General features: G+C 39.1%; 12 protein-coding genes. 10 read left to right on the top strand and 2 right to left on the bottom strand.

The window, feature by feature from the left end; translation table 11 throughout:
• From H5200_RS23750 to H5200_RS05765, 3 genes are all read left to right on the top strand, one after another.
• On the top strand, positions 1 to 182 hold a 182-nt coding region (locus H5200_RS23750), incomplete at its 5' end, for a hypothetical protein (protein ID WP_220497000.1).
• A gap of 560 nt (positions 183 to 742) precedes the next feature.
• The gene (locus H5200_RS05760; protein WP_182739316.1) at positions 743 to 1,732 is read left to right on the top strand and encodes an FHA domain-containing protein; all 990 of its coding nucleotides are present in this window, start codon (positions 743 to 745) and stop codon (positions 1,730 to 1,732) included.
• Positions 1,716 to 4,307 carry a serine/threonine-protein kinase gene (locus H5200_RS05765; RefSeq protein ID WP_182761126.1) on the top strand — a complete coding sequence of 864 codons (2,592 nt, stop codon included), beginning with the start codon at positions 1,716 to 1,718 and terminating at the stop codon, positions 4,305 to 4,307. The genes H5200_RS05760 and H5200_RS05765 overlap by 17 nt, the downstream gene beginning before the upstream one ends.
• Here the strand turns inward: H5200_RS05765 and H5200_RS05770 are convergent.
• Positions 4,304 to 4,852 carry a hypothetical protein gene (locus H5200_RS05770; protein ID WP_182717285.1) on the bottom strand — a complete coding sequence of 183 codons (549 nt, stop codon included), beginning with the start codon at positions 4,850 to 4,852 and terminating at the stop codon, positions 4,304 to 4,306. The genes H5200_RS05765 and H5200_RS05770 overlap by 4 nt on opposite strands.
• Positions 4,853 to 5,066: 214 nt before the next feature.
• Here H5200_RS05770 and rmuC point away from each other — a divergent pair, with 214 nt between their 5' ends.
• The 4 genes from rmuC (at position 5,067) to H5200_RS05790 (ending at position 8,465) form a co-directional block, all read left to right on the top strand.
• Entirely contained in the window at positions 5,067 to 6,536 is a 1,470-nt protein-coding gene (rmuC, locus tag H5200_RS05775; RefSeq protein WP_182739318.1) for a DNA recombination protein RmuC, read from the top strand.
• A gap of 9 nt (positions 6,537 to 6,545) precedes the next feature.
• Complete coding sequence (locus tag H5200_RS05780; protein ID WP_182761127.1) at positions 6,546 to 6,857, top strand: cupin domain-containing protein; 312 nt, start codon at positions 6,546 to 6,548, stop codon at positions 6,855 to 6,857.
• A 109-nt stretch (positions 6,858 to 6,966) separates the two neighbouring features.
• Positions 6,967 to 7,890, top strand: a complete 924-nt coding sequence (locus tag H5200_RS23900; RefSeq protein WP_259399176.1) for a hypothetical protein — start codon at positions 6,967 to 6,969, stop codon at positions 7,888 to 7,890.
• Positions 7,887 to 8,465 carry a DJ-1/PfpI family protein gene (locus tag H5200_RS05790; RefSeq protein ID WP_182761128.1) on the top strand — a complete coding sequence of 193 codons (579 nt, stop codon included), beginning with the start codon at positions 7,887 to 7,889 and terminating at the stop codon, positions 8,463 to 8,465. Before H5200_RS23900 ends, H5200_RS05790 begins: the two co-directional genes overlap by 4 nt.
• On the opposite strand, the gene H5200_RS05795 is transcribed toward H5200_RS05790, so the two are convergent.
• Positions 8,462 to 9,352, bottom strand: a complete 891-nt coding sequence (locus H5200_RS05795) for a LysR family transcriptional regulator (protein ID WP_182717290.1) — start codon at positions 9,350 to 9,352, stop codon at positions 8,462 to 8,464. The genes H5200_RS05790 and H5200_RS05795 overlap by 4 nt on opposite strands.
• A gap of 98 nt (positions 9,353 to 9,450) precedes the next feature.
• Between H5200_RS05795 and H5200_RS05800 the strand changes: the two genes are divergently transcribed.
• The 3 genes from H5200_RS05800 to H5200_RS05810 all read left to right on the top strand — a co-directional run bounded on the left by H5200_RS05800 (position 9,451) and on the right by H5200_RS05810 (position 11,477).
• Positions 9,451 to 9,957: a DUF2938 domain-containing protein gene (locus H5200_RS05800; RefSeq protein ID WP_182761129.1), complete on the top strand. Its 507-nt coding sequence runs from the start codon at positions 9,451 to 9,453 to the stop codon at positions 9,955 to 9,957.
• On the top strand, positions 9,947 to 10,588 hold the full coding sequence (gene tmpT / locus H5200_RS05805) for a thiopurine S-methyltransferase (protein ID WP_182717292.1): 642 nt from the start codon (positions 9,947 to 9,949) through the stop codon (positions 10,586 to 10,588). Before H5200_RS05800 ends, tmpT begins: the two co-directional genes overlap by 11 nt.
• Positions 10,589 to 10,679: 91 nt before the next feature.
• Positions 10,680 to 11,477: a class III extradiol ring-cleavage dioxygenase gene (locus H5200_RS05810; RefSeq protein ID WP_182717293.1), complete on the top strand. Its 798-nt coding sequence runs from the start codon at positions 10,680 to 10,682 to the stop codon at positions 11,475 to 11,477.
• The last annotated feature ends 138 nt before the right edge of the window (positions 11,478 to 11,615 follow it).

An 11,615-nucleotide genomic window follows, 5' to 3' on the forward strand; every position in this document is an offset into this window, starting at 1 on the left:
GAGGGCGTCTACTCTTTTGCTTGTTGTTGAATTGCAGTTTACGCAAGCATCATGTTGATTTCCCTATTTGGTTACTAATTTTAGTAATGATTGAGCCAGCCCATTTTGAGCTGGCTTTTTTTATGCCTGTTATTTGGCGCATGCAGTATTATTTTATCAATTTTAAATTTATTTTGAACTAAAGTACCTTGGGGGCGTCTACTATTATGCTTGTTGTTGAATTGCAGTTTAAGCAAGCATCATGTTGATTTCCCTATTTGGTTACTAATTTTAGTAATGATTGAGCCAGCCCATTTTGAGCTGGCTTTTTTTATGTCTGCTATTTGGCGCATGCAGTATTATTTTATCAATTTTAAATTTATTTTGAACTAAAGTACCTTGGGGGCGTCTACTATTATGCTTGTTGTTGAATTGCAGTCAACGCAGGCATCATGTTGATTCCCTAGTTTTAGTTACTTATTTTAGTAATATTAGGCCAGCTCACCTTGAGCTGGCTTTTTTTATATTTCATTCTTTTACTTATCCCTTTAATAAACAATTGCTGTAATAGTACGTAATGTTTATTTTGCCTTTTTGTTTCTAAAATACTGTTATCTGGCCGCAATTGTTTGCGGATTAACCCATGAATACATTGAATGTTAATTTTTTGTTTCATTTTGATTTGGTTGTGTCTATTATAGAGAATTGGTTGTAATATCAATAGTTAGACACATACCTCATCATTCGATAAAAGGTAGTGAAAATGGCTTATTTAATTAATAAACATACAAGTGAATATTGTTTTTTATATGCGCATCATAGTTTTGGGCGCTTTCAATATTCTGTAGATACACTTGTCAACGATCTGAGTGTGTCGAAAATACACACTATTATTGAGTGGTTGAATGGTAAGTGGTATATCCGTGACTTAAGCCTGAATGGTACTTGGTTAAATCATAAGCGTTTGGTGAAGGATGACTCTGAAGAACTAAGTATTGGCGATAAAATTTATTTTGCCGGTAATTCAGAGGTCACTTATGTGGTTAAAGATCTCAGTGCTCCTACAGACCAATTAATCAAGTTAGATGACGAGCAAAGTCAAACAGCCGAGACAATTAAGCTTAATCATTACCACCTATTGCCTGAGCAGCAACCTGATAGCGTGGTTGTTTTTGAGCAAAGTAGCGGCCAATGGTTGTTAGAATCATTACACGATGATGAGTTTACGATACGAGAAGTCTTAGAAGATCATAGTATTATTACCTTAGGTGGTGAACAATGGGTGTTTCTTTCTAGTCATCTGGAAGTTGCAACCCAGATGAGCTCCGTACCACAATTGTATATTAGTGATTTAGACTTTATTTTTAACCTAAGTTTGGATGAAGAAACATCAGAATTAAAAGTTCAACATCACAATAATAATAAAGATTTTGATTTGCATGTTCGCTGCCATCACTACTTAACCTTAAATTTAGCGCGCTATAGAGCTTTAGATGCTAAAAAAGGAGTATTACCAGCTAACCAAGGTTGGGTAAATACGGAGCAATTAGTGAAAGATTTAGGTGTCGACATGCGCTATTTAAATATACAGATACATCGTGCTCGCAAGCAGTTTTCAGAAGTTTTAGTAAATGTTCATGATGCTGAAAATATCATCGAAAGACAATTGCGAAAAGTACGGTTTGCTGGCGCATCCTTTATGATTTATAAAGGGTGTGAATTAGAGAGTACCTCGGATGTCGTTAGAGCATGAAACAGTATTAAAATTTAATAAAGTCATCACTAACTATAAATTAATTAAACTACTTAACCAAGGAGGTATGGGAAGTGTGTATCTTGCAGAGGATACACGTTTAAAGCGCTATGTTGCGATTAAATTATTAAAGCCTACTGAGCACTCAATAGAACATAGCGACCCCTTGGTTGAAGCGCAGCTGCTTGCTCGTTTAAATCACCCTAATATTGTACAAATACATGATGTAATTTTATATGAGCAGCAAATTTGTATTGTAATGGAGTACTTAAAAGGCAAAACATTACAGCAGTTTCAACATCAGCACGTCACCACACTCTCCGAAAAGCTTAATTTATTAGCACAACTGTGTGCTGGTCTAACCCATGCCCATAGTCAAGATGTTATGCATTGTGATTTAAAGCCTAGCAATATTTTAATTGATAAAAATGAATTAAAAATCACTGATTTTGGTATTGCAACATTACAAAATAAGCCGCTTAGTGAGCAACGTGATGAATCCAGTTGTGGCAGTGCTAGTGCGATGTCGCCTGAGCAGCTTAATAAACAGCCGTTAGATTTTCGCAGTGATTTATTTTCTTTTGGTATGCTGGCCTATATGTTTATTAGTGGCCGTCATCCATTTGGTGAAGGATCTGCGCAAACGATTGCTAATAATATTGCCAACGGTAAAGCGTGTAATGCACATGAGATCATTCCCAAGTTACCTAATGAATTATGTGATTTACTAAATCAATTATTACAACGAAAAAAAGACCGCCGCCCTGTTGATGCTCAAAGTGTAGAGCGTAAGTTACAAGCCGTTATTATAGCTATTAAACAGCAAGAAATTTTGGCGCAAGACACAGTTCCACTAGAGCAACTCGCATTACAAAAAAAATCGCCTAAAAAGGCTGTTTTTTTAGGGACTTTGCTTTGTATTGCCGTGGCTGCAACAGGCTTAATGTATAAGCTGCAAGTACATAAACCAGCAGAGCACTATGTTGCATTTTTACCTCCGGTGGTAAAATCAGCCGCACTGTTATCCGCAGATACAAATATGCTCAAAGCCACAATTGATGATGCTATTAGGCAAAGTATTATTAATAGTAAGCAGTTAAATCTTATTTCGCAGGATGAGGTTGCGCTCATTTTACAAAGCGGCAATGCTAAACTTACTTTTACAGATAAGTTACATAAATTAAAGCAAGCAACGGGTGCACAAGAAGTGGTGACCGCTGAGCTTAATTGCATGCAACCGCAATGCTATTTAACGTTAGTTCGGCTCGAGGCGCCAAATTGGACGGTAAAAGCGCGTAAGCAATGGCCCATTGTAATTGATAGTTATAATCAGATGTACCATTTAAGCAGTCAGCAATTAACAGCGCTTTTCCCTGATTTTGATAGTAAATATATTGCAATGGCGCAGCTTAGTGACAAAGAACAAATAGAACATATTGAGCTTTATCAAAAAGTGCAGCAAGTTGGTGATTACACTGATCAATTATTTATGCGTATTAAAGAGGCTATAGAACAAACCCCGCAGTTATATGCCAACTATGAGTTATTACGTGAAGTCGCCCTGAGTTTATATCAGCAATCACAGCAAGCAGAGTATTTAAATATTGCCAGTAAATTACTTTTTAACTCACCAACTGCGTATCAAAACACCCCTGCATTTGCTACAAATGCAATGCTAATCGCGGTTGCTAGGCAAGATTGGTTAACTGCGAAGCAGTATTTAGCTAAAGCTGAACAAGTTGGAGCAAGTTCTACCGCTCTTTATGAACTTAAAGGTTTATTATATTTACAACAAGATCAGTTGCCTGAAGCACAGCAGGCGTTTGAACTTGCATTAAAAATACGAGCAAATCCAATAATAAAGCAAAATTTAGCGCAAGTATTATGGTGGCAAGGTCAAATTGAAGAGGCAAAGCAGCTGCTTAATGAAGTTATAAGCTTAAGTTCTCAAAACTATATGGCAAATCAATTACTGGCAGATATAGCCCTAACAGAAGGTGATTTAGCCATTGCTATAAAGCAATATAAACAGGCAATTGAGATTAAACCTGATAGCATAGATTTAAGTAACTTAAGTATTGCTTATTCGTTACAAGGAGAGTTTTCGCAAGCATTAATAGTTGCCCAACAGGCGGTTGATATAAACCCAGAGCATATCAGCTTTCGCCTTAACCTAGCTGATATTGAAAAGGTTTTAGGACTTAGTGAGTCATATCCGGCTAATTATTTAAAGGTAGTTGAGCTGGCGCAAGATCAACACACCCTTGATAGTTATTTAGAAGTCGCACAAGCATACAGCCAACTCGGCGAAGCTAAACTTGCCTTGCAAGCACTCAATAAAGCAATAAGTATTGCGTCAGATCATAATGAATATGTGTTCACTGCAGCGCTTGTATATAGTGTGATTGGTGAATATCAGTCAGCGTTAATGTATATAGAAAAGTCATTAATGATAGGCTATCACCCGATGTGGTTTAATTTACCCTGGTTTAAACCTTGGTGCCAAAAAGAAGAGTTTATTGCGTTAATGCAACAATATGACTCTTCTTTTCGTTGTGCTAGTGCTTTATATTAGTATGTAGCACCAGGCCTACGAACAACAATTTTAGGATCTTGTGACATATAAATTTTGCCAGAAGGCACATGTTTAGCTGTATACCTAAACGAAATAGGTAAATACTCAGTTTCTTTGCCTTCGGTTACTTCAACAACTTTTTCAAGATTGTCTTTATCTACACCGTTAAATTCATAGGTCGGCTCTACTTGAGCAATTCTTAAAACTAAAGTGTCGTCATCAGTGATCTCGGTAGATATATTATATTGGCAATTGCTATCTGCACCACAATATTCAACACCATTCCCATAAAATTCCCAATCGGCAGCCACTGACGGATCTAGGCTGATAATAAGTTCTACGTATTGTCTTTTTTCAGTGCTTATGAGATCGTTTTTTCCTGCATTATTAAACAAAACACTCAGCGACTCAGTCGGATTTGTTTCGTTATTAAAAAATGTTAACCAATTTTCTTGTGTATGAGGTAAAACAGTCAACGTTTTAACGGAAAAGTAGTTATCTGCTTTACATTGCACTTCAATATTTGGGGTTTTGATATCGTTCATTTTTTCAGTCCTTGTATTGTTGTATAAGTAAAACCACTTGTTGGTTTTTATTATTGTTCTGAGTGTAGAATAAAATTGTTTATATAACTAATTAAGATGGGTCTTTTGTAATGCTCTGTAATGATTTTTAGAGTCATAAAAAAGTAAAAAAACCTATCGTGGTATTTTTAGATTGGCTATCATGAAGTGTCTTTTGGTTAATTAAAGTTTATTTATGTATATACAGTTACTTACAAACATTGATTGGGTAAGTGTTGGGATTGGTTTTAGTGTTGGCGCGGTGCTTTTTAGTGTTATTTATGCAAGTCGTGGTAAGCGACTAACAGCAGAGCTAAGTGAGCAGCAGCAACAACTAGCTTTATTGCAAACACAGTCCAATGAAAAACAGCAGCAATATACTGCCTTGATAGATGAACACGATTTACTTAAGCAAAGCCACCAAGAACAACGCGACGAAACTCAGCACTATAAAACCCGCTTCACTGAGCAAGAAAAGCAAAGCCAGCAATACAACCATTATTGGCGCAAGGCTGAAGCTGATTTAACAACACTACGAAGCGAATACAATGCCCGTGATGTTGAGCTCAATAATATGCGCACTATGCTTGAGCAAAAGCAAAGCCATTTTGAGCAGCAGTTACAACATATTAAAGAAAGCAAAGAGCAACTTAAAAAAGAATTTGAAAACCTTGCTAATCAAATACTCGAAGAAAAATCGCAAAAATTTAAAGTCCTTAATCAAGAAAGTATTGAGCAGCTGTTAAAACCTGTCCAAGGTGAGTTAAAAGGCTTCAGGGATAAATTGGAATCAATTCATGTTGAAGATCTAAAACAACGTGAAGCTCTGAAAATAGAGTTATTACATCTACAAGCGAAAAGCCAAGCAATCACTGAGCAAGCAGACAGGCTCAGTAACGCATTACAAGGGCAAAAGAAAACCCAAGGTAATTGGGGCGAACTCATGCTTGAAAACGTGTTAGACAGCGCAGGGTTGCGCGCTGGTACTGATTATAAACGCGAGGTATCGTTTAATACCGAAGAAGGCCGCCTTCGCCCTGACGTGGTGGTGTATTTGCCTCAAGGTCGGCATTTAGTGATTGACGCTAAAACCTCGCTAAACGCTTACACCCGCTACGTAAATGCAGATAATGAACTGGAGTCTCAACAAGCAATTAGAGAGCATGTTGAGGCTGTAAAAGCGCGTATTAATGAGCTGGCGAGTAAATCATATGATCACTTACCAGGGCTTAACTCTCCTGAAGTGGTGGTGATGTTTGTGCCGATAGAATCAGCCTTTGTTGAAGCACTTAAGTATCAAAGTGATATTTATCAACAAGCGATAGAAAAGAATATTCTGGTTGCCACCCCCACTACCCTTTTAACCAGCTTAAATATTGTGAAACAGTTATGGCGCTTTGAAGAGCAAACTAAATACTCCAAAGAGTTGGCTAATCGCGCGGAGCGTTTTTATAGCAAGCTCAACGGCTTTTTAACCAGCATGGAAGGTGTTGGTAAACAGTTAGATAAAGCCAAAGAAAGCTACGATAAAGCGTTTTCGCAGTTATATCGCGGTAAAGGCAACCTAATAAAACAAGCCTCAGAATTTAAAGAGCTTGGTGTATCAGTACAAAAAGAACTACCCGCCGAAACCTTAGAGCGGGCGCAATTAGAGCTAGATGAATAAGGAAATTGTATGCAGATCATTCGTGGTAAAGAATTCACCGCAGCAAAGGCATGGGGAGCTAAAAATATTGCCAATATGAATGGCATCACTACCCGCTTACATTGGACTGATAAACCTTATAAATGGCATATCAATGATGGCGAAGAAGTCTTTGTGGTGCTTGATGGAGCCGTTGAAATGTTTTACAAACAAGATGGCGAGACGCACTCAACTGTACTGCAAAGTGGTGACATTTTTTATGCCTCAATAGGCACTGAGCACGTAGCCCACCCTATGGGTGAAGCGCGTATTTTAGTGATTGAAACGCAAGGTAGTGTTTAAGCTGCTAAAGTTTGATATTTAATTGCTGGGCTTTTTAGACCAGCTTGTATAACCTTTACGGCAGCTAGCCAGCTAGCCAGCTAGAATCGAATTGGATCAACAAATAATTATGAAAGATTTTATAAATAAAGGAATTGTTAAGCTAAAATCGACATCTAATAAAATGTTTGATGAATTAAATAAAGGCTATGTATTAGCAAAAGAAATGATTGATGGTCTGCCTATTTTTATGTCATTTGAACGCTTTGGTACGCAAACCCCTACGTCATTTGATGAAAAGCATTATTTTGTAATTCCTTTCGCACTATCGGAACATCAATTCGCTTTACACACCATGCGTTATTTGCCAAACGGCGTACCTGAGATTAATAACTTACCTAAGCGGCGTATTTTTCATTTTCCTAATGAGCATGCTGAGGCCGGACTTCGCCATTACATGCTAAACAGTGCTGATGCAATTATGCGTGATCAAGCTGTCGGGCAAACTAATTCATTACAGTCGCTTGCTAATGATATTGATGCCTTAGATAAAAAGCTCACTTACGGAATGCTTTTGGTTGGTGGCTTAGCGGCTATTGCAAATCCATTGTTAGGAGCCAGCATTGCAGCTAAAGCTATGCTGCCAAGTATCACTGGCCTACTGAATAAATATGGTGTGCGTGCCTCTGCCGATAAATTGTCTCAATATCAACTTGAAAAAGAAATCAAAGCAGCCCAAAGCAATATAATTGCAGAGTTTGAGGCCGCAAATACGCTACAGTTGATCAACCCTATTTTACAAGAGTTAGAGTTAACTCTTAGAACGACTGAAGCTGAGCATGATCCTATCAGTTCTTTTAATTTAGCAGATGGCTCACTATCAGAGTTTAATGACGACAAATGGCGTGAGTTAACAGAAGTTGCTATCTGCCATGTTTATAAAGATGTTTATGATGATCCCTCATTACATAAACAAGCAAATTTAGATGCAAAAGACTTAAGATGGTTAAAGTTAATGTTTGATGCAGAGCAAGCTAAGGAAAACACATTATGAACATTGCTATTTATATTTACGATGATGCCGAAGTGCTGGATTTTTCAGGCCCATTTGAAGTGTTTAGCACGGCAAAGCGTTTAGCAGACAATAATTGGCAGGTATTTTTTGTGGCAGAGCATGCCGGGCCGATAATTGCCCGTGCAGGTTTTAGTGTAAACCCCCATTACAGTTTTGCTGATCACCCCGCGATTGATTTACTCATTGTTGTCGGTGGTATACATACACATGAGCTTGAAAAACCAGCCGTAATAAACTGGATCCGAGAAACCGCTGGTGCTACTGCTAAAGTTGCCTCAGTGTGTACAGGCGCTTTTTTACTGGCCAAAGCGGGTTTACTCGATGGCTTAACGGTGACTACGCATTGGGAAGATCTTGCGGATCTCGCTAATATGTTCCCTCGGTTAAATGTGATCAGCAATAAGCGCTGGGTATCACAAGGTAAATTCACCACTTCAGCGGGTATTTCTGCAGGAATTGATATGAGCTTGCAATTAGTTACTGAGCTGGGGAGCTCTGAGCTTGCAGAGCTTACGGCAAAACAAATGCAGTACCAGTGGCACAAAAACATTTAACTGTTCGGTAACTGTTCACTGATAAAGTTATGCATATAATCTTTAAGACAAACCGCTTTTTTACTAAGTAAACGACCACTTGGCCAAATGGCATAAATTTCTCGCGGCAGGCTTTGCCATAGTGGCAATACTCTAACTAACTCTTTTGTTTGTAGCTCATTTATAATTTCAAAGCGCGGTAACAAACCGATACCTTGATGATCCGCAACTTGATATTTTACAAAGCCAGTATCGTTATAAATGCTTTTAAAGCGGCACATGTGTGTGTAAGTAGCACATGATTGCGTGTTCGTTAATAGCCATTTATTTCTAAGTGTTGTACCAATTAAACGGTGATGTTTTAAATCGTTCGGTTCAACAAGTTTTGCTGCATTTGTTAGGTACTCAGGTGATGCGACTAAGATAGAGTCGGCTTCTGCGAGCTTTTTTTGCTGTAATAACGAATCAGCTTGAGGGCCGATCCTGAGCGCTAAATCAGCTTGGTTTTTAATAATATCGTCAAGTTGATTACTTAAAATCAGCTCCAACTGAATATCAGGGTATTTCTTGCAAAACGACAACCACATCGGCTTTAAAAAACCATGACAGATATTCAGTGGCGCGAGCACTTTTAGCTTACCACTAAGTTGTTCTTTTTGTTGATTAAGTTGATAACGAGTTTGTTCAAATTGCTCAACTAAGTTGGCATAACTTTGATAGTACACCTGTCCTTGTTGTGTGAGTGTGCATTGGCGTGCAGAGCGATGCAGCAGTTTTTGCCCAAGGCGAGATTCAAGGCGCTGTAAACGCCGCGTAACTGTTGCCGCAGGCAGCGATAAATACTCCCCCGCTTGAGACAATCCTCCTTGTTGTACTATGTGCACAAACAGCACTATATCATCTAGCATGATTCCACTTTTGCAATTTAAGTTTGATTAAAGCTTTGTATTTAACGTTTTTGTAAGTCTATATCATAGTGACTTAGTTTTCAGCAAAGGGTGACATTATGTTTTCAGCGATTGATTGGTTAGCAGTGATCGTTATAGGGAGCGGTGCAACCGCGATACTTGATCTGTGGGCGTTGCTACTTAGTAAATTTGGTATTAGCTCTTTAAACTTTTGTATGGTGGGGCGCTGGCTATGCTTTATGCGCTATGGCAAGTGGCAACACCTAGCTATTAATAAAGCCGCTGTGCAACCGAACGAATGCGCAATTGGTTGGTTTAGTCATTACTTTATCGGGGTTATTTTTGCGCTGCTATTTTTATTACTGATGCCAGATAACTGGCTTGCAGCGCCAAGCTTAATGCCTGCGCTGTTGTTTGGGCTGCTTAGCGTTGTTATCCCGTTTTTTATTATGCAGCCTGCGCTTGGGCTTGGCATTGCTGCAGCTAAAACGGCAAAGCCAATGGCTGCAAGGCTCAAAAGTGCACTATCGCATGCAATATTTGGTATTGGCATGTATTTAACTGCGGTTGCGCTGTTACAGTTGAAGGGGGGTAATGCAGGCTGAATATTGGTTAAAGCGCTGGCAAAGCAATGACATTGGTTTTCATGACGGTAAAGTAATCCCTAGTTTAGATCGTTATTTTACTAACTTAAATTTACCTGCTAGTAGCCGTGTGTTTATCCCTTTGTGTGGCAAAACAGTCGACATTCATTATTTGCTTAATAAAGGCATGTACGTTGTGGGTGTTGAACTCAGTGAGCTTGCTGTTCGGCAGTTATTTATTGAGTTAGCGCTCACGCCAAAAGTAACTAAGCACGGTTTACTTAGCGCGTATCAGGCCCAGGGGATCTGCATTTGGGTGGGGGATGTATTCGCTTTAACTGCAGATCATTTAGGTCATGTTGATGCTATTTATGATCGCGGCGCATTGGTGGCGCTGCCATACGCTATTCGTAATCAATATGCTCAGCACATAATTACCTTGAGTAATGCTGCACCACAGTTATTGATCACTTGTGTGTATGATCAATCTAAGCGCTGTGGCACACCTTATAGTGTTTCAGCGGCTGAGATACAGAGTAGTTATGCAAAGAAGTACAGCCTAAAAATACTCAGCTGCGAGAAGTTAAGCCAAGGTATTAAGGGCGTGACCCCTGCCAGTATCGCGGTTTGGTTGATGGTATCTAAACCTTAATAAATGCACTTTAGCTGTGCATTTTTGTGGCTAGTTAATTTGGATTTGTGCGTGCATTATAATAACCACATTGATTAATTAAGGGGTTAGTATGCAACAAACAAATGTTTTCTTTTTATCTCATGGCGGCGGCCCATTACCGCTGCTTGGTGAGCCAAGCCATAAAGAGATGGTGACTTGTTTGCAATCAGTTGCCGCTAAAATTACTAAGCCTAGTGCTATTTTAATGATCAGCGCTCACTATGAAGCAAACCCTATTGCAATCACAGCCTCAGCAACACCTAAATTAATTTATGATTACTACGGCTTTCCCGAGCAGGCGTATCAGTTAGCTTACCCTTGTGCTGGTGAGCCAAAGCTTGCTGAACAACTGCAGCAGGCTTTAAAAAGCAATGGTATTGCTACCAACCTTGATACCCAACGAGGCTTTGATCACGGCATGTTTGTACCATTAAAAATTATGTTTCCTGAGGCAGATATTCCATGTGTACAAATTTCGCTAAATCCAACCCTTGATCCCGCAATGCACCTCAAAATTGGCCAAGTGTTGCAGCAAATAGAGTATGAAAATTTATTGATCATTGGCTCCGGCTTTACCTTTCATAACATGCAGGCTTTTTTTGCTAAACAAACAACGGCTATGCAAAAGCTCAACCAAAGCTTTGAGCAATGGTTAATTGATACTTTAGCAAGTCCTAAGCTTGCAGAGCCTGAGCGCACGCAACGTTTAACGAACTGGAAACTAGCGCCAGGGGCACAATTTTGTCACCCTCGAGAAGAGCATTTACTGCCTCTGCATGTATGTTATGGCGCGGCACAACGCCCGTGTGAAAACGTATACGAGTTAGAAATTTCAGGCAAAAAAGCCAGTATGTACCTGTGGCTGTAACTTTGCTTGCAGGCTTTTGGGTTTAACCTTATGCTTATTGCGACAAACGTTCAGATCTTATAAGTAATTTTTGCTAAAGTGTTGCTAATGCGACTTGTAAATAAATACACGCGCGCTAACCCCTTTTAGGATCACTAC

The sequence above is a fragment of the Pseudoalteromonas sp. SG43-7 genome (assembly GCF_014164295.1).
GTDB lineage: Bacteria > Pseudomonadota > Gammaproteobacteria > Enterobacterales > Alteromonadaceae > Pseudoalteromonas > Pseudoalteromonas rhizosphaerae.